The organism is Sharpea porci, from assembly GCF_009695655.1.
GTDB classification, from domain to species: domain Bacteria; phylum Bacillota_I; class Bacilli_A; order Erysipelotrichales; family Coprobacillaceae; genus Sharpea; species Sharpea porci.
On record NZ_VUNM01000013.1, the window covers coordinates 1 to 19,860 of the forward strand.

Here is a 19,860-nt window from a genome sequence, read left to right on the forward strand (position 1 = left end):
GTATATACCGCCAGTAAACCATCCTTGGAGACAGAACAGCTGGAAGTTATATTCTTCTTCAATCAAAGCTCATTTATATGGTGCTCATAATTAAAAATATTCAGGACATTTTCAAATTCGCTTGACAGTTCATGGCTAAAAATAAGGATAGAAGTTATAGTGTAGGATTGGATATAGGAACGAATTCTGTAGGCTGGGCAGTTATGGATGAACACTATGAACTGTTGAAAAAGGGAAATCATCATATGTGGGGATCAAGATTATTTGATGCAGCTAAACCAGCAGCAGAGAGACGTGCAAGTCGTTCAATAAGAAGACGCTATAATAAGAGACGAGAAAGAATAAGATTGCTTAGAGACTTACTTAGCGATATGGTTATGGAGATTGATCCAACGTTCTTTATTCGCTTATTGAATGTATCATTCTTAGATAAGGACGATAAAAAGAAGAACCTAGGTAATGATTACAAAGATAACTATAATCTTTTTATCGATAAGGATTTTAATGATAAGACATATTATGATAAGTACCCAACAATCTATCATTTAAGAAAAGAGTTATGTGAGAATAAAGAAAAAGCTGATCCTCGCTTAATCTATTTAGCGTTACATCATATTGTCAAATATCGTGGGAATTTCTTGTATGAAGGCCAAAATTTTAAAATGGATAATACCGATATTGAAGAAAGATTGAATGATGTTATTGAAAAATTCATGTCAATTAATGAATTTGATAATCATATCTCATATAACGATATCAACTCAATGATTGAAATATTATCTAAGATTTATCAAAGATCAAAGAAAGCAGACGATCTACTTAAAATAATGAATCCTACTAAAGAAGAAAAAGCTGCTTATAAGGAGTTTTCTAAGGCACTGGTTGGCTTAAAGTTCAATGTGTCCAAAATGATTCTTGTTCAAGAAGTGAAAAAAGGTGATGCAGATATTGTACTAGAGTTCTCTAATGCGAATTATGATAATACAGTAGATGATTTACAGTCAGAATTAAGTGAATATATTGAATTTGTTGAAATGCTTCATAATGTTTATAGTTGGGTTGAATTGCAAGCTATTCTTGGGGCAACACATACAGACAATCCGTCTATTTCAGCTGCAATGGTGGAAAGATATGAAGAGCATAAGGAGGACTTAAAGCTTTTAAAGAAGGTCATTCGTGAAGAACTGCCTGAAAAATATAATGAAGTATTTAAAAAAGACAATCGTAAGCTTCATAACTATTTAGGCTATATCAAGTATCCTAAGGATACAACTATTGAAGATTTTTATAAGTATATTAAAGAACTGCTGAATAAGGTTGAAACAGATGATGCCAGAAAGATTTTAGAACGTATTAATCTAGAAAAGTTCATGTTAAAACAGAACTCAAGAACAAATGGATCAATTCCATATCAAATGCAGAAAGATGAAATGATTCAAATAATTGATAATCAGTCTGTTTATTATCCACAATTAAAAGAAAATAGGGAAAAATTAATCTCTATTCTTGAATTTAGAATCCCATATTATTTTGGTCCATTAAATGCACATTCAGAATTTGCTTGGATCAAGAAATTTGAGGATAAACAAAAAGAAAGAATACTGCCATGGAATTATGATCAAATTGTAGATGTTGATGCAACTGCAGAAGGCTTTATAGAACGTATGAAGAATACGGGAACATACTTTCCTGATGAACCTGTAATGGCGAAGAATTCTCTTACTGTAAGCAAGTTTGAAGTCTTGAATGAACTGAACAAGATTCGTATTAACGGCAAGCTTATAGCAGTAGATACGAAAAAAGCAATACTGTCAGACCTATTTATGAAAAACAAGACAATTACTGATAAAAAACTGAAGGATTGGCTTGTAACACATCAATACTATGATACAAATGAAGAGTTGAAGATAGAAGGATGTCAAAAAGATCTACAATTCTCTACCTCTTTAGCTCCATGGATTGATTTCACAAAGATATTTGGTGAGATTGATTCCTCAAATTATCAATTAATTGAAAAAATCATTTATGATATTTCTATTTTTGAAGACAAGAAAATTCTTAAAAGAAGACTCAAGAAGGTTTATCAACTTGATGACCTGTTAGTTGATAAAATCTTAAAATTGAAATATACGGGATGGTCAAGATTATCAGAAAAACTCTTAACTGGTATTACTGCTGATAATAAATTTGGATCTAAAGCAACTGTTTTATTTGTATTAGAGAATTCTAATAAGAATTTAATGGAAATTATTAATGATGAAAAACTTGGATATAAACAAATCATTGAAGAGAGTAATATGCAAGATATTGAAGGACCTTTCAAATATGATGAGGTGAAAAAGCTTGCAGGCTCACCGGCAATTAAGAGAGGAATATGGCAAGCACTACTTGTAGTTCAGGAAATCACAAAATTCATGAAACATGAACCAAGTCATATCTATATTGAATTTGCACGCGAAGAGCAAGAAAAAGCAAGAACACAATCAAAAATAGCAAAGCTACAGAAAATTTATGAAAGCTTAAATCTACAGACAAAAGAAGATCAGCAAGTTTATGAATCATTGAAAAAAGAAGATGCAAAGAAGAGAATAGAGACAGATGCACTTTATCTATATTACTTGCAGATGGGAAAGAGTATGTATTCAGGCAAGCCTCTTGATATTGATAAGCTCAGTACATATCAGATAGACCACATTCTTCCGCAATCTCTTATCAAGGATGATAGTTTTGATAATAGAGTGCTTGTTCTGCCAGAAGAAAATCAATGGAAACTTGACAGTGAAACAGTACCATTTGAAATAAGAAATAAAATGATGGGATTCTGGCAAAAACTTCATGATAATGGCTTGATGTCTAACAAGAAGTTTTTCTCACTTATGCGAACGGATTTTAGTGACAAAGACAAAGAGCGTTTTATTAATAGACAATTAGTTGAAACAAGACAAATCATTAAGAATGTTGCAGTTATTATAAATGATCATTATACAAATACAAATGTTGTGACAGTAAGAGCAGATCTCTCACATCAATTTAGAGCAAAGTATAACATTTATAAAAATCGTGATATTAATGATTTCCATCATGCTCATGATGCTTATATTGCATGTATTGTTGGCCAATTCATGCATCAAAATTATGAGCATCTTGATGCAAAGATCATTTATGGTCAATATAAAAAGAATTATAAGAAAGATGCAAAACAACATAATAACTATGGATTCATTCTTAATAGCATGAATCATTTGCATTCTAATAGTGATACGGGTGAAGTGATCTGGGACCCTAATCAAATTGGCAAGATTAAATCTTGTTTCTATTATAAAGATGTTTATGTGACGAAGAAATTGGAACAAAATTCAGGTACTCTATTCAATGTAACTGTATTACCAAATGATGCTCATTCAGAAAAGGGAACAACTGCAGCAACGGTACCTCTCAATAAATATCGTGCAAATGTCCATAAATATGGTGGCTTCGGAAATGTACAATCTATTATCGTCGCTATAGAAGGAAAAAAGAAAAAGGGCAAGAAGCTAAGCAATGTGAGAAAGCTTACAAGTATTCCATTGCATTTAAAGAATGCCCCAGTTGAGGAGCAGCTTTCTTATATCGCCTCACCGGAACATGAAGATTTAACTGATGTAAAAATTATTAAAGAAATACTCAAGAATCAGTTAATGGAAATTGATGGTGGTCTTTACTATGTCACATCTCCCACAGAATACGTAACTGCAAGACAATTATCACTTAATGAACAAAGCTGTAAATTAATTAGTGAAATCTATGCAGCAATGTTAAAAAAGCGTTATGAGTATTTGGATGAAGAAGAAATTTATGATTTATATCTTCAACTACTACAAAAGATGGATACGCTATATCCGGCTTATAAAGGAATTGCGAAAAAGTTCTTGGATGGAGTTGAAGATTTCAAAAATATCGATGTTGTTGAGAAATGTGATGTTATAAAGCAAATTTTAATTGTTATGCATGCGGGTCCTATGAATGGCAATATTTCATTTGATGATTTCAAGATTGGCAATCGTATTGGTAGGCTTAATTCAAAAAATATCGACCTTAATAAAACAACCTTTATCTCAACTTCTGTTACTGGATTGTTCTCTAAAAAATATAAGTTATGAGCTGGCGGATAGTAGTTATCGATCATAAGGCAAAACTCTCATATAAGAATGGGTATTTAATTGTAAGAAATGAAGAAATAAAAAAGATTCATTTATCTGAGATTAATACAATTATTATCAATTCTACTGCAACCGTTATTACTTCCTACTTAGTTAATGAATTACTATGTAGGAAGATAAAGGTTGTATTTTGTGATGAAAAGCGTAATCCAGCAGGTGAAATTGTATCTTACTATGGTTGTCATAACTCATCCAAACGTATTCAAGAACAGTTATCTTGGGATAAAGAATACTCAACATTAATCTGGACACGGATAATAAAAGAAAAAATCTATAATCAAGCTAAGCTTCTTGAAATTGAAGACAAAGATAAAGCAGATATGCTTTATTCGTATTGTGATAATGTCAAGTTTAATGATGAAACAAATAGAGAAGGTCATTCTGCTAAGGTATATTTTAATAGTTTGTTTGGTCTTCAATTTACCAGGGATGCGAAGATAGATGTTAATGCGGCATTGGATTACGGATATTCAATCATACTTTCGCAGTTTAATAGAGAAGTTGTTGCTCAGGGATGTTTAACACAGTTAGGTATTAAACATAGAAATGAATTTAATCCGTTTAATTTATCATCAGATTTAATGGAACCATTTCGTCCATTAGTTGATCGAATAGTATATGAAAACATGAATGAAGTGTTTGATGGAACTATGAAGTTGAAGCTTATTGATGTGTTAAATCATCGTGTTCATATTAGTAATAGTAACCAATATGTATCTAATGCCATTAGTTTATATGTCAAGAGTGTTGTTAAGGCTTTAAAGGATAAAGATGTTGATGAAATAGAGTTTTTTGATTATGAGTTATAGATATATGAGAATGATATTGTTTTTTGATTTGCCTACACAGACTTACTTAGATAGAAAAGAATATACTCTGTTTAGAAAGTTCTTAATAAACGATGGATTTATTATGATGCAAGAAAGTGTTTATTGTAAGTTGGCACTTAATAATTCGATAGTTAAAGCAGAAAGAACAAGATTAGAAGCACACAAACCACCTAAAGGTGATGTAGAGTTGTTGGTTATTACAGAAAAACAGTTCTCACAAATAGACTATATTGTTGGTAAAAAGAAAAATGAAACTGAAGATAGTGAAAATAGGTTAATTGTATTATGAAATTGAATATTATGGGGCTAGATGAAAGTATTGAGTTTAATGACTGCTCCAATACTGTACTCATCATTAAAGAACCAAAATTCTATTCACACGTATTAAAAACAATATCAACAATAATCAATGATAAAAATAAAACCAATGAAATAGTATTACTAGATGATAACGATAAGAATATCTTACCCAAATCATTATTCATACTCAATCCATTTGAATTAGACTTAAATTCAAAGCCTTTATTAAAAGCTATCTATACAGACATACAGTCAAAGATTATTGATGATGGAGATTTAGACATTGAATTCAAAGAACATATCCAATTTCTTAATCAAATCATAGAAAATAGTTTAGAAGACTATAATCTTGATTTCGATTATGATCAGGAACTTATTGTTGAGAACTATCTAAAAGCAATTGGATTAAAGGTTGTAAAGAATATGGATGAACCATTGTATAATACATTCATAAATTATCTTGAATTAATCTCAGAATTACTTCCTGATTCAGTATTAATCATAGCTAATTGTCTAGAATACTTTGAACATGATCAAATAGTAGAAATCTGTAAATATAAAAATTACAAGCATTTAAATGTTTTGTTTATTGAATCTTATTTAAGTAACTTTGATGAAGCAACTAAATATATTATTGATGAAGATCTATTTCAAGTGATAGAATAATTACAAATCAGTTCATGATAACTAGCTTGTCGTTGGGCGAAAAAAACTCTAAATACATCAATTTGAGGTTTTAGAGTTGTGTTATTTTGGACTGAACTAAAACTTGCTATCGTTTCAGTATACATGATACTGAGTTTTAGAGTTGTGTTATTTTGGACTGAACTAAAACTGAAGCATATCCAGCGTTTGGAATCTCGTCGTTTTAGAGTTGTGTTATTTTGGACTGAACTAAAACACTTGCTGAATTATTTGACGCTACTGTTTTGTTTTAGAGTTGTGTTATTTTGGACTGAACTAAAACAATGGATGGTTGTCATCGACATGGCGACAAGTTTTAGAGTTGTGTTATTTTGGACTGAACTAAAACTTCTAAAATATCTAGTATAGGAGTTAATCAGTTTTAGAGTTGTGTTATTTTGGACTGAACTAAAACATGAGTAACCAATATTTATACTTAATAGAAGTTTTAGAGTTGTGTTATTTTGGACTGAACTAAAACGGTATCCAATAACCTTCATCAAAAGGATAAGTTTTAGAGTTGTGTTATTTTGGACTGAACTAAAACATTGGATAAAGAGTATTTAGAATGGCAGTTGTTTTAGAGTTGTGTTATTTTGGACTGAACTAAAACGCTGATGAACACGCAACTGGTGTTGTTGGCGTTTTAGAGTTGTGTTATTTTGGACTGAACTAAAACGCCTCTACGTTATTATACGTGTTACTCCAGGTTTTAGAGTTGTGTTATTTTGGACTGAACTAAAACTATCTACGATCCTGACGCTGTGGCTCTGTAGTTTTAGAGTTGTGTTATTTTGGACTGAACTAAAACAGGAGTGAATGTTATGAAACTGACAAGAAGGTTTTAGAGTTGTGTTATTTTGGACTGAACTAAAACAAAACCATAGGTAATTAAATCAATATCATCGTTTTAGAGTTGTGTTATTTTGGACTGAACTAAAACAAATTGGGCTATCAAACTACTGCGACATTGGTTTTAGAGTTGTGTTATTTTGGACTGAACTAAAACAAACTACGAAATATACGTTGTCGATAGCAAGTTTTAGAGTTGTGTTATTTTGGACTGAACTAAAACTCCAGTTCCTGGAACTCTGAACGATGCAGCAGTTTTAGAGTTGTGTTATTTTGGACTGAACTAAAACTGCTATATGAACCAGACAACACAAAACATTGTTTTAGAGTTGTGTTATTTTGGACTGAACTAAAACTAAGCTGATTGAATACATTGGTTGCACTGTGTTTTAGAGTTGTGTTATTTTGGACTGAACTAAAACAAAACGTGTCGATATCACATCTGTTAATGAGTTTTAGAGTTGTGTTATTTTGGACTGAACTAAAACTTCCAGACATGCTTCCATACGCATATCTTAGTTTTAGAGTTGTGTTATTTTGGACTGAACTAAAACAAAAAGCTTATCAGCTATCTTGAAGAAAGGGTTTTAGAGTTGTGTTATTTTGGACTGAACTAAAACGAAGTGGGAGTCGTTCAGCGAGTCAACTGAGTTTTAGAGTTGTGTTATTTTGGACTGAACTAAAACTGATGGAACACTGAGAGAGTTCCTTACTCTGTTTTAGAGTTGTGTTATTTTGGACTGAACTAAAACTCATACCAAAAGACCGTGGAAATTATGAATAGTTTTAGAGTTGTGTTATTTTGGACTGAACTAAAACGTCTCATGAAAATCATTGACGCAATTGGAAGTTTTAGAGTTGTGTTATTTTGGACTGAACTAAAACCGTATTAGTAAGTTGAATGATGAATTAGTAGTTTTAGAGTTGTGTTATTTTGGACTGAACTAAAACCCTTAAGTTCCTCAAGCGTGGCACTCATGAGTTTTAGAGTTGTGTTATTTTGGACTGAACTAAAACATAAGATAAGCCGTTATGGTAGATACATGAGTTTTAGAGTTGTGTTATTTTGGACTGAACTAAAACACCAGCACATAGATTTAATTTAACTGTTGAGTTTTAGAGTTGTGTTATTTTGGACTGAACTAAAACTTTATATGCCATAAATAGAGTATAATTAAAGTTTTAGAGTTGTGTTATTTTGGACTGAACTAAAACAATAGTACAGAGGAGGAAACATGAACCGAAGTTTTAGAGTTGTGTTATTTTGGACTGAACTAAAACCCTCGTGTACTGTTATTGATTGATGATTACGTTTTAGAGTTGTGTTATTTTGGACTGAACTAAAACTTTGCTGTGCAAAATTCACCCCTCACGCCAGTTTTAGAGTTGTGTTATTTTGGACTGAACTAAAACCAGCAAAGAATCTCGTTGATGAGTCAACCGGTTTTAGAGTTGTGTTATTTTGGACTGAACTAAAACCCTTGGCTTCGTGAACGCCTGGAACAGGCTGTTTTAGAGTTGTGTTATTTTGGACTGAACTAAAACGATAAGAAGAGCAATCGCAAGCAGCGGAGCGTTTTAGAGTTGTGTTATTTTGGACTGAACTAAAACTTTCAATGTGACTATTGATGATTTAGTGAAGTTTTAGAGTTGTGTTATTTTGGACTGAACTAAAACGAAGAGGGAGACGAAGTGGGAATGGAGGCAGTTTTAGAGTTGTGTTATTTTGGACTGAACTAAAACATATGTCATGTCAAGCTTTCCATGCATTCCGTTTTAGAGTTGTGTTATTTTGGACTGAACTAAAACGGGAATTACCGGAATAGAAGACATAGGATAGTTTTAGAGTTGTGTTATTTTGGACTGAACTAAAACTCAAGGCGGCGATCCACAAGGCTAACGCCGGTTTTAGAGTTGTGTTATTTTGGACTGAACTAAAACATAGAACTCAAAAGCGAAAATATCACTTTAGTTTTAGAGTTGTGTTATTTTGGACTGAACTAAAACAGTGGCATATTGCCAGCTTCTCTTCCATCGTTTTAGAGTTGTGTTATTTTGGACTGAACTAAAACACAAGGCTTCTGATATAATTAAGAGACTTAGTTTTAGAGTTGTGTTATTTTGGACTGAACTAAAACGAAGGTTCAACAAATATGCTAAAATCAGCAGTTTTAGAGTTGTGTTATTTTGGACTGAACTAAAACACTTCAATAATACGAAACTCAGCTATAAGCGTTTTAGAGTTGTGTTATTTTGGACTGAACTAAAACAAAAGGAAACCATCAAGCGATTGTATGAAGGTTTTAGAGTTGTGTTATTTTGGACTGAACTAAAACTAATTGCTTCACTTTGTTTAGGATTGTCAAGTTTTAGAGTTGTGTTATTTTGGACTGAACTAAAACTTTCTACTTGTTTCATAGACTTAGCCATGAGTTTTAGAGTTGTGTTATTTTGGACTGAACTAAAACCTCTCGCCGTAATTGAAGTCCCATGTCTCAGTTTTAGAGTTGTGTTATTTTGGACTGAACTAAAACTAAAAACAGTGAGCCTATATGGATACGAAAGTTTTAGAGTTGTGTTATTTTGGACTGAACTAAAACCGCCTGGTTTATTCAGCGACTTTTTCCGTCGTTTTAGAGTTGTGTTATTTTGGACTGAACTAAAACTCATTCACGTATTATCTGACGGTACTGTCAGTTTTAGGGTTGTGTTATTTTGGACTGAACTAAAACTGGGTGATTGTTTTATGAACCCGATTGAACGTTTTAGAGTTGTGTTATTATGGCCGAATAAAACCTATGTTTTACACTTGATGAAATTAACAGCAGTTTGTGGCTATAGAAGAGTTGTTTGTTTTTTCTTTTGTGCCTAGAGAAGATGATGATGTTAGGCTGTCATCTTGTTTAATTAATGATGAATGATAGGTTGGTGGATTCTTAGCAAATATATGTTTGTGACTGTACTTCAATTGTTTGCTTTGCTTCTTATTCCTGTAGAGTCATTTCGATTTCTTCTAGAATATTTAGTGTACACCTGTTATTTTCGAAATAATCAGATACTCTTACTGTTCATGGAATAAGTAGAATACGATGTTTATGCCTATTTTTACTCAAGAAATTGCCATTATCGATGCACTTGCTTACAAGGCAAAAGAAAAGATGTACGATAAGTTATAGAAGGAAAAACAAGATGACATTAAATAATAAATTGGGTATCACTGATTCTGTTGAATTAGCTAAAGTGGAAGAAAGGATCAGTAAAAGAAAAGCAGTAGAACTCTTTGAAAGTGGCATTTTAGATGGTCTTGAGCCTGGAACTTTTCAGTCATTAGTTGAAATACATAAATACTTGTTTGGGTCAATTTATGATTTTGCAGGAAAGATAAGATCTGTTAATATCGCAAAAGGTCATTTTCGTTTTGCCCCAGTTATGTATTTAGAAGCAGCATTACAAAATATCGAAAAAATGCCCCAATCAACCTATGATGAAATCATAGAAAAATATGTAGAAATGAATATTGCCCATCCTTTCCGTGAGGGAAATGGAAGAAGTACGAGAATATGGCTTGATTTGATTTTGAAAAAAGAACTGGGACAGGTTGTCGATTGGAGTTGTGTAGATAAAGAGGACTATCTTTTATCTATGGAACGTAGTCCCATTAGAGATATTGAAATCAAATATATTTTAAGACAAGCGTTGACAGATAAAATTAATGACCGTGATGTTTATATGATAGGTATTGATTGTAGCTATTATTACGAAGAATATACAACATTTAAGACGAGTGAGCTTTAAGGACAATATTTCTGTTAACTGAACAAGTTATAAGAAGGCAATAATCGAATCTCTTTCTTTTCGTTCTTATGTTATACTTAGGATAGTTGTTTGGAGGAGAATGTGATGGATGAAATACAAGCATTAATTAATAAATTTGTGAATGATAGGGATTGGGATCAATACCATCAGCCAGAGAAGCTAGCAATGTCTATATCGATAGAAGCAGCTGAACTGCTTGAACATTATCAATGGGGATATGATGGTGATGAGCAGGGTGTAAAGGAAGAATTAGCTGATGTTCTTATTTATTGTTTTCAGATGTGTGACAAGATTGGTGTAAGAGCTGATGATATCATTAAGATGAAAATGAAGAAGAATGAAGAAAAGTATCCAGTTGAGAAAGCTAGAGGAGTAGCTACAAAGTACGATAAGTTATGATTATTTATAAAGAAAGTAAGAAACAGTTTATTGCAGATGTTTTCAATGATTGTATTGAAGAAAAAATCAATAATCAGATGATTGAAAAAATGCATCGACATACAGGAAAAGCAGAATATCGTTCATGGGCGAATAGTATGCAATACATGTACAAGGTGATGGATACAGATAGTATTCCTGATGATGTTGATGTTGCAATTGAATATCGTATTCCTAACTCAAACAAAAGAGTTGACTTCATTGTGGCAGGAGAAGGTGAAAATGGTGAAGAGAATGCTGTTGTGATTGAACTGAAGCAATGGCAAAGTGCTCAGAGAGTGACGGATAAGAATGGACTTGTAAGAACTATATTAGGGGGTTCTTTAAGAGAAACAACGCATCCTTCTTATCAAGCTTGGTCCTATGTTTCTATGATCCAGGATTATAATGAAGATGTAAGAAAATATCATATTGACTTAGAACCATGTACCTACCTTCATAATTATATAAGAACAGAAAATGATCCTTTATTAGATCGTATTTATTACTACTATACAAGAAGAGCACCTGTCTTTATGAGAGGCGATGCTTTAAAACTAAGAGAATATATTACAAAATATATTAAGAAAGCCAATAATAAAACACTTTATGAAATAGAATTTGGTCGTATTAAACCATCAAAGTCCTTGCAAGATACAATGGTCAATCTATTAGCTGGCAAAGAAGAATTTAAACTGATTGATGAACAAAAGGTTATTTTTGAACAGGTTTTGTCTCTTGCAAAGCTCAATGACAATAAAAAGCGAACAGTCATTATTCATGGCGGACCTGGTACAGGCAAGTCTGTTTTAGCCATTAATTTACTGGCAAAGACAATGGGTGAACTTGCAAGCAACAGCATGTATGTCACAAAGAACATGGCACCCCGTAGTGTATATAGTGAAAAACTCCAAGATGGTAATTATCGTAAAACAACAATAGATAACTTATTTAAAGGTTCGGGGTCTTTTATTGATACCCCTTCAAATTTCTTTGATAGTTTGTTTATTGATGAAGCACATCGATTAAATGGTAAGAGTGGCTTATATTCTAATAAAGGTGAAAATCAGGTTAAAGAGCTTATTAATGCAGCTAAGCTTTCAGTATTCTTTGTTGATGATCACCAACAAGTTACTTTAAAAGATATTGGTTCAACAGAAGAAATCATGAAATGGGCTAATTTTTATCATACAAGTATTTATGAATATACACTTGCATCACAATTTCGATGTAATGGTAGTGATGGTTATTTAAACTGGATTGATGATGTTTTAGAGGTACAACCAACTGCTAATGATGTCTTTGATTTAGATTATGATGTGAGGGTCTATGATGATCCGAATGAAGTTTATCAAGAAGTTTTAAAACATAATGATAATAATAAGGCAAGAATGGTTGCTGGATATTGTTGGAACTGGATTAAAGATGGAAAGGGTGATAGCTCAGTACATGATATAGAGATACCAGAATTTGATTTTGGTATGTCATGGAATTTAGGCTCTACTTCTACATGGGCGATAGATAAAGACTCTGTTAGCGAGATAGGTTGTATTCATACTTGCCAGGGATTAGAGTTTGACTATGTAGGTGTAATTATTGGTGATGATATGCGCTATGAAGATGGGCATATTGTGACAGACTTTACAAAACGTGCTACCACAGATCAATCATTACGTGGAATCAAGAAACTTTATAAAGAACATCCAGAAGAAGCATTGAAAAAAGCGGATCGTATTATAAAGAATACTTATCGCACATTGCTGACGAGAGGACAAAAGGGCTGTTTTATATTCTGTACAGATAAGGCTTTATCTCAATATCTCAAAATGCGTCTAGACAATAAATAATTTAGTAAAAAAGATAACTCTTTGGAGATTACAAGCAAAAGACTTGTGTCTTAGAGTTATCTTTTTTGATTATTTGTTTGTCTTAGAAAATGCATCTAGACGTTTCTGCATTTCACCGATCTTGTCAACAGGCTCTTGATATTTCTTAATGATGATCTTGCATGTACTACAACGATAAGCATGAGGTACGATCACTTGAATTTGACTGATGGAATCTAACCAGATTTCTTCTTGTGTAGTTATGAGTGGATTTAGATGTTTCTTTGTTGTCCAGATAATAGCTTTCCCTGGAGCTTTTAGATAGCCATCTTCCATTTCTTGATGACAATAAGGGCATTCCATAAAACTCTCCTCCTTTAAGAGTATTATATCAAAGAATGAAAATAGAGAAATTATTTTGTTGTTTTTATAGAGCAATGTTGTTATTACAACATATTAGAATAGTAGGAAATGATAAAGTAGCTCTTGTTGGAGGTTAGAAAACAATGGAAAACAAAATGTTCTGTTATCAATGCCAGGAAACAGCACGTAATACTGGCTGTACTATTCAGGGTGTATGTGGTAAAACTGCTACAACTGCTATCATGCAAGATTTATTAATTTATGTCACAAAGGGTTTATCAGCTGTCACAACACAGTTAAGAAAAGAAGGCAAGAATGTTGATCAGGAAGTCAACCATCTTGTAACAGTCAACCTTTTCACAACAATCACAAATGCGAACTTTGATGATGAAGTCATCAAGGGTAGAATCAAGAAGACTCTTGAAGTCAAGAAAGCATTATATGCACAAGTAGAAGACAAGGATGCACTTGTCAAAGCTGCTGGTGAAGAAATTACTGATTATGACGCAAGAGCTAAAGAAGTTGGTGTTCTTGCGACTGAAAATGAAGATATCAGAAGCTTAAGAGAACTCATTACTTATGGTCTTAAGGGCTTAGCTGCTTACAGCAAGCATGCGAATGCATTATTAAAGGATAATGAAGAAGTTGATGCATTCATTCAGGAAGCTCTTGCGAAGACGTTAGATGATTCATTAACTGTTGATGATTTAGTGGCTTTAACACTTGAAACTGGTAAGTATGGTGTTGATGGTATGGCTTTACTTGATGAAGCGAATACAAGTGCTTATGGTCATCCAGAAATCACTGAAGTTGATATTGGGGTGAGAAAGAATCCTGGTATCTTAGTTTCAGGACATGACCTCAAAGACTTGGAAATGCTTCTTGAACAGACAAAGGGTACTGGTGTAGATGTTTATACACATTCAGAAATGCTTCCTGCTCATTACTATCCTTTCTTTAAGAAATATGATAACTTTGCTGGTAACTATGGTAACGCATGGTGGAAGCAGACTGAAGAATTTGAAAGCTTCAACGGTCCTATTCTCATGACAACAAACTGTGTTGTTCCACCTCGTGCAAGCTACAAGGATCGCTTATGGACAACAGGTGCTGCAGGGGTAGCTGGCTGTAAGCATATTGATGCACCATATGGTGAAACAAAAGATTTCTCTGCTTTAATTGAACAGGCTAAAAGCTGTGAAGCACCTCAAGAAATCGAAACAGGTAAGATTGTTGGTGGTTTCGCCCATAATCAGGTCTTTGCCTTAGCTGATCAGGTTGTTGAAGCTGTCAAGAGTGGTGCAATTAGAAAGTTTATTGTGATGGCAGGTTGTGATGGCCGTCAGAAGAGCCGTAACTACTATACGGAATTTGCTTCAAAACTTCCTCATGATACAGTTATCCTTACAGCAGGATGTGCTAAATACAAATATAATAAATTAAACTTAGGTGATATCAACGGTATTCCTAGAGTTCTTGATGCAGGTCAGTGTAATGATTCTTATTCATTAGCTTTAATTGCCTTAAAGCTCAAAGAAATCTTTAACTTAGATGATGTCAATGATTTACCAATCGCTTACAATATTGCTTGGTATGAACAGAAAGCTGTTATTGTCTTATTGGCATTACTTTACTTAGGTGTGAAGAATATTCATTTAGGTCCTACATTACCAGCTTTCCTTTCTCCAAATGTTGCGAATGTATTAGTTGAACAGTTTGGTATTGCGGGTATTGGTGATGTTGATGATGATCTTAAGCTTTTAGTTGAAGCCTAAGATATTTTATAGATAACTTGTCAATAGTGTGAAATGCACTATTTGATAGGTTATCTTTTTTTATAAGTGAGGAAATTTCATCGTTGCTTCTATGTGAAATTTGTTTTAAGATTGGCTAAAAGAAGGTAAAAGTATGCAGAAATATTTTGATATTAATAAAGAAGGATTCAGTGTACGCTGTAAGCTTTATTATCATAAGAATCTTCATGATCTTAATTGTATTGTTGTGGCAACATATGGTTTTGGTGGCAATAAAGACAATAAAGCTATTGAAAAATTCAGTGAGCGTATCACTAGTAAATATAAGCATTATGGCGTTATATGCTTTGATTGGCCAGCACATGGGCAGGATGCAAGAAATAAGCTTGTCATCGAAGAATGTATGACATATTTAAGTCTTGTGAATACCTATATACAAGAAGAAATGGGCATTACAGATCTCTATCATTATGCATCAAGCTTTGGGGCTTATGTGCTATTAAGAATGATTCATGAAGAAGGAAGCTGTTATAAGAAGATAGCTTTGAGATGTCCTGCTATCAAGATGTATGATTCCTTGACTCAGGATATTGATGAAAGTGAATGGTCAAAGCTAGCTAAAGGCAAAGAGATTATACGTGGATTTGATCGTAAGATTAAGCTTGATCAGGCATTCTTTGATGATTTAAAGCATCATGATATAAGCCAGTATGATTATCTTGAATATGCGGATGATATATTGATGATACATGGCACAAAGGATACAATGGTTCCTATTGAAGTCACACGTCAATTCTCAGAAAACAATGTCATTGATCTTTTGGAAGTTGAGAATGCCGACCATCCTTTTTCTAATCCTAAATACATGGATGAAGCTATTGATGCAATCATTCATTTCTTCAGTCCGATATCTCATTAACGAAGTGATCCTTGGATCACTTTTTTCATATTAATAAAATTTTATTAAAAAAATAATTTATAAATATCCTACACAGTGATAAAAAATTATTAATTATATTTAGAAATATTACAGTATATTAGTACTATATATTTCCTAAATCCATAAATAGCGCTCTAAATTTGTTAAAATGACAAAAATATAGGTATCAAAATCGCATTTGACAACAAAATAAAAGCATATATAATGAACTCAAGCTTAAGCAAAGAACACATGTGGACATCAAATAGGAGGAAATATTTATGGCTTGTTTTTTAGTACCAACAACAGAAGCAATCGTGACAAGTGTTGCTTCAAAGAAATTGAATGCTTATGTTGATGAAAGTGAAGCGAGTGATCTCACTATCCATTTCATCAAGAATATGAAAACGTTAAATAGCATGTTATTAGGGGGAAGTGCTCTTTTGATGTTTGAACATTTGTGGCATGGTGAGATTACACCATTCTTCCCATTCCTTACAGCAGCCTCTTCGCCACAGCAATTTACAGCAATGTTAAAAGAAATGGCAACTGTCGGGGTGACGATGGCATTGTTTGTGACATTTGTATGGGTTGTGATGACTTTGGTGACATTCAAGATGCAGCTTCCTTATACAAAAGTGTCTGAAGAGGTGCATTCATGACACTTCTTATATGTCTTATTGGTGCTATTTTATCGACAATTGTCTGGTATTTAAGCGCTCATGCGAGAAGGCTTTATATTGGCAAGCTTGTGCTGATGTTCTGGGGTGCAAGCTTAATGTGGATGGTGGATCTCTTTTATGAATATCTTGAAGTCAAGTCTAAGGTTTTCACACCAAGTTCTGCTGTTATGATCAACGATGCTTTTTTAGGGGTAAGTGTTGTTGTTCTAGCGTTAGTGATTTGGCTTGTGATGATTCTTGTGAAAGATCCTCTCCATGTCATTCATCCAATTTCCAATCAGGGGAGGTAAGGAAGATGTTGGGGTGTGTTTTACTCTATGTTGGCATTGTTTTAATTTCTAATGGCTTAGCAACAATTGAGGGCATTAATGATAAATCAATGGCTGTGATGAATATCTTTACCGGAGGGTTGAGCTTGATCTTGAATATTGTTGCTTTGTCCTATGGCATTATTACATCAAAGCCCAATACCTATTTCTTTGGTTCAGCAACGGGATTACTCTTTGCTTTTACCTATTTATATACAGCCATTAATACAATTTTCAATCTTGATAATCGTTTATATGGCTATTTTAGTTTATTTGTCGCCATCAATAGTATTCCAGCTGGAGCTTTATGCTTTAGTGGATTTGGGGGTAATGCGATTTATGGTGTTATCTGGTGGGCCTGGGGCGTTCTCTGGCTTACCGGCTTTCTTACAAATAACTTGAAGATGAATTTAGGCAAGTTTCCAGCATATTTAAGTGTTATTGAGGGTGTGGTCACAGCCTGGATTCCAGGTTTCCTGATGCTTATCAATATGTGGCCAAAATAATCAAGGAGGAACTTTATGCAACTAACAGAACGTGAACGTGAGAAGATGTTGATTTCTCTAGCTGGTATGATTGCTCAAAATCGTAAAGATAAAGGTTTAAAGCTCAATCATCCAGAGAGTGTTGCATTAATTACGAGTTATATTTTAGAAGGTGCACGTGAAGGAAAGACTGTTGCTCAGTTAATGAATGAAGGCGGACAGATTCTTAGACGTGAAGATGTCATGGAAGGTGTACCAGAAATGATTCCCATGATTCAGGTTGAAGCAACCTTTATCGATGGGACTAAGCTTGTAACCATACATGACCCAATTAGATAGGGGGTAATATTATGATTCCAGGAGAATTACATTATGCTTCAAATGAACCTGTTGATTACAACGAAGGCTATGAAGCAATCGAAGTAGAAGTCAGAAACTGTGGAGACCGTGCTGTCCAGATTGGCTCACATTTCCATTTTTATGAAGCCAACAGTGGCTTGTTGTTTGATCGTGAGAAGACTTATGGCAAACGCCTTGATATTCCAGCTGGTACAGCTATTCGTTTTGAACCAGGGGAAACACGTACTGTTTCACTCATTGATTTTGGTGGCTCTCGACGTGTCTTTGGCTTCAACAATAAGATCAATGGCTATCTTGACAAAGATAAACATGCCCATGATCAGGAGGTAGAAAAATGAGTTTCAAGATGGATCGTCAACAATATTCACAGATGTTTGGACCAGCTGAGGGTGATTCCATCCGTCTAGGTGATACGAATCTATTTGCTAGAGTTGAAAAAGACTATACGGTTCATGGCCAGGAAAGCAAGTTTGGCGGCGGTAAGGTTTTAAGAGATGGCATGGGCGTTAATGCCACTATGACAAGAGAAGGCAATAAGCTTGTTGCTGATACAATCATCTCTGGCGCATTGATCATTGATTATACAGGTATCTATAAGGCTGATATTGGTATTAGGGATGGCAAGATTCTTGCGATTGGCAAGGGTGGCAACCCTGATATCATGGATGATATTGATTTTGTCGTTGGGGCTTCAACAGAAGCTATCTCAGGTGAAGGGCTGATTGTTACAGCCGGAGGCATTGACTTACATGTTCACTATCTATCAACAGGATTAGGACATGCTGCTTTAGATAATGGCATTACAACACTCTTTGGTGGTGGGACTGGTCCTGCTGATGGCTCAAACTCAGCTACAACAACACCGGGTGCCTATCATATTCATCGCATGCTAGAAGCGGTTGACCATGATCCGCTTAACTATGGCTTTCTTGCCAAAGGGGCAGGGGCTACACCTGAAACCATTGCTGAACAGGTAAGAGCAGGTGCGGCTGGCATCAAGACCCATGAAGACTGGGGTGCTACTGCGAGTGGAATTGATAATTCCATTAAGGCTGCTGATGAATATGATGTCTCCTATGCTGTACATACTGATTCTCTTAATGAAGGTGGCTTTGTCGAGAATACATTGAATGCCTTTGCCGGAAGAACAGTGCATACCTTCCATACTGAAGGAGCAGGAGGTGGACATGCACCGGATATCATGATTGTTGCTGGAGAGAAGAATATCCTTCCTTCTTCCACCAACCCGACCAACCCATATACACAAAATGTCATTGATGAATTATTTGATATGACCATGGTTTGTCATAATCTTGATCCAAAAGTGCCTGAAGATGTTGCTTTTGCAGAATCACGTGTGAGAAAGCAGACAGTTGCTGCTGAAGATGTTCTTCATGATATGGGAGCTCTTTCGGTCATGACAAGTGATGCAATGGCCATGGGACGAGTTGGTGAAGTTGCTATGCGTTGCTGGCAGCTTGCTGATAAGATGAAGAAGCAGCGTGGTCCACTTGAAGGTGATTCAGAGTTTTCCGATAACAATCGTATTAAACGCTATGTCGCTAAATATACAATCAATCCAGCTATCGTCAATGGTGTCTCAGATTATATTGGTTCCATTGAAGTAGGCAAATATGCTGATCTTGTCATATGGGATCCAAAATTCTTTGGTGCTAAACCAAAGCTCGTACTTAAAGCTGGTGTCATTGCTTATGGAGTTGTTGGTGATGCCTCATCATCACTTCCTACACCAGAACCACGTATGATGCGCGATCTCTATGGCGCATATGGCAAGGGTATGGCGAAGACAAGCATTACATTCGTATCCACATATGCCTATGAACATGGCATCAAGGAAGAACTTGGGCTTGATAAGATTGTTTTACCAGTTCATAAGACGCGCAATCTTACAAAGCGTGATATGAAGCTCAATAACTATGCTCCAAGTACAATACAAATAGACCCACAAAGCTTTGTGGTTACTATTGATGGAGAAGAAATTACCTGTGATCCAGTCGATGAAATCTGTTTAGCACAGCGTTATTATTTCTTCTAATCAAGGAA

At 34.3% G+C, this 19,860-nt stretch carries 16 protein-coding genes and 1 CRISPR repeat array; of the genes, 15 read left to right on the forward strand and 1 reads right to left on the reverse strand.

The window, feature by feature from the left end; all coding sequences use genetic code 11:
- Positions 1-131 precede the first annotated feature (131 nt).
- The 7 genes from cas9 to FYJ79_RS06770 all read left to right on the forward strand — a co-directional run bounded on the left by cas9 (position 132) and on the right by FYJ79_RS06770 (position 12,945).
- The gene (cas9, locus tag FYJ79_RS06740; protein ID WP_154515824.1) at positions 132-4,139 is read left to right on the forward strand and encodes a type II CRISPR RNA-guided endonuclease Cas9; all 4,008 of its coding nucleotides are present in this window, start codon (positions 132-134) and stop codon (positions 4,137-4,139) included.
- Positions 4,136-5,008: a type II CRISPR-associated endonuclease Cas1 gene (gene cas1, locus FYJ79_RS06745; RefSeq protein ID WP_154515826.1), complete on the forward strand. Its 873-nt coding sequence runs from the start codon at positions 4,136-4,138 to the stop codon at positions 5,006-5,008. The genes cas9 and cas1 overlap by 4 nt, the downstream gene beginning before the upstream one ends.
- Complete coding sequence (gene cas2, locus FYJ79_RS06750; protein ID WP_154515829.1) at positions 4,998-5,318, forward strand: CRISPR-associated endonuclease Cas2; 321 nt, start codon at positions 4,998-5,000, stop codon at positions 5,316-5,318. Before cas1 ends, cas2 begins: the two co-directional genes overlap by 11 nt.
- On the forward strand, positions 5,315-5,995 hold the full coding sequence (gene csn2, locus FYJ79_RS06755) for a type II-A CRISPR-associated protein Csn2 (RefSeq protein ID WP_154515832.1): 681 nt from the start codon (positions 5,315-5,317) through the stop codon (positions 5,993-5,995). Before cas2 ends, csn2 begins: the two co-directional genes overlap by 4 nt.
- 67 nt (positions 5,996-6,062) lie before the next feature.
- Positions 6,063-9,597: a CRISPR direct-repeat array (repeat unit 36 nt; unit sequence GTTTTAGAGTTGTGTTATTTTGGACTGAACTAAAAC).
- A gap of 457 nt (positions 9,598-10,054) precedes the next feature.
- Positions 10,055-10,660, forward strand: coding sequence for a protein adenylyltransferase Fic (gene fic, locus FYJ79_RS06760; protein ID WP_154515835.1), 606 nt, complete (start codon positions 10,055-10,057; stop codon positions 10,658-10,660).
- Positions 10,661-10,765: 105 nt separating this feature from the next.
- Positions 10,766-11,080, forward strand: a complete 315-nt coding sequence (locus tag FYJ79_RS06765; RefSeq protein ID WP_154515838.1) for a nucleotide pyrophosphohydrolase — start codon at positions 10,766-10,768, stop codon at positions 11,078-11,080.
- Positions 11,077-12,945, forward strand: a complete 1,869-nt coding sequence (locus FYJ79_RS06770; RefSeq protein ID WP_154515841.1) for a DUF2075 domain-containing protein — start codon at positions 11,077-11,079, stop codon at positions 12,943-12,945. The genes FYJ79_RS06765 and FYJ79_RS06770 overlap by 4 nt, the downstream gene beginning before the upstream one ends.
- A gap of 69 nt (positions 12,946-13,014) precedes the next feature.
- On the opposite strand, the gene FYJ79_RS06775 is transcribed toward FYJ79_RS06770, so the two are convergent.
- The gene (locus FYJ79_RS06775; protein ID WP_154515844.1) at positions 13,015-13,287 is read right to left on the reverse strand and encodes a PF20097 family protein; all 273 of its coding nucleotides are present in this window, start codon (positions 13,285-13,287) and stop codon (positions 13,015-13,017) included.
- Between the two features lie 143 nt (positions 13,288-13,430).
- Between FYJ79_RS06775 and hcp the strand changes: the two genes are divergently transcribed.
- The 8 genes from hcp to ureC all read left to right on the forward strand — a co-directional run bounded on the left by hcp (position 13,431) and on the right by ureC (position 19,852).
- Positions 13,431-15,062, forward strand: a complete 1,632-nt coding sequence (gene hcp, locus FYJ79_RS06780) for a hydroxylamine reductase (protein ID WP_154515847.1) — start codon at positions 13,431-13,433, stop codon at positions 15,060-15,062.
- Between the two features lie 133 nt (positions 15,063-15,195).
- On the forward strand, positions 15,196-15,960 hold the full coding sequence (locus FYJ79_RS06785) for an alpha/beta hydrolase (protein ID WP_154515850.1): 765 nt from the start codon (positions 15,196-15,198) through the stop codon (positions 15,958-15,960).
- A 281-nt stretch (positions 15,961-16,241) separates the two neighbouring features.
- Positions 16,242-16,622 (forward strand): hypothetical protein, encoded by a 381-nt coding sequence (locus FYJ79_RS06790; protein WP_154515853.1) that lies wholly within the window; start codon positions 16,242-16,244, stop codon positions 16,620-16,622.
- Positions 16,619-16,933: a hypothetical protein gene (locus tag FYJ79_RS06795; protein WP_154515856.1), complete on the forward strand. Its 315-nt coding sequence runs from the start codon at positions 16,619-16,621 to the stop codon at positions 16,931-16,933. Before FYJ79_RS06790 ends, FYJ79_RS06795 begins: the two co-directional genes overlap by 4 nt.
- 5 nt (positions 16,934-16,938) lie before the next feature.
- Positions 16,939-17,457 (forward strand): AmiS/UreI family transporter, encoded by a 519-nt coding sequence (locus FYJ79_RS06800; protein WP_154515859.1) that lies wholly within the window; start codon positions 16,939-16,941, stop codon positions 17,455-17,457.
- Positions 17,458-17,472: 15 nt separating this feature from the next.
- Entirely contained in the window at positions 17,473-17,775 is a 303-nt protein-coding gene (locus FYJ79_RS06805) for an urease subunit gamma (RefSeq protein WP_154515862.1), read from the forward strand.
- 11 nt (positions 17,776-17,786) lie between these two features.
- Positions 17,787-18,134 (forward strand): urease subunit beta, encoded by a 348-nt coding sequence (locus tag FYJ79_RS06810; protein WP_154515865.1) that lies wholly within the window; start codon positions 17,787-17,789, stop codon positions 18,132-18,134.
- The gene (gene ureC / locus FYJ79_RS06815; protein ID WP_154515868.1) at positions 18,131-19,852 is read left to right on the forward strand and encodes an urease subunit alpha; all 1,722 of its coding nucleotides are present in this window, start codon (positions 18,131-18,133) and stop codon (positions 19,850-19,852) included. Before FYJ79_RS06810 ends, ureC begins: the two co-directional genes overlap by 4 nt.
- The last annotated feature ends 8 nt before the right edge of the window (positions 19,853-19,860 follow it).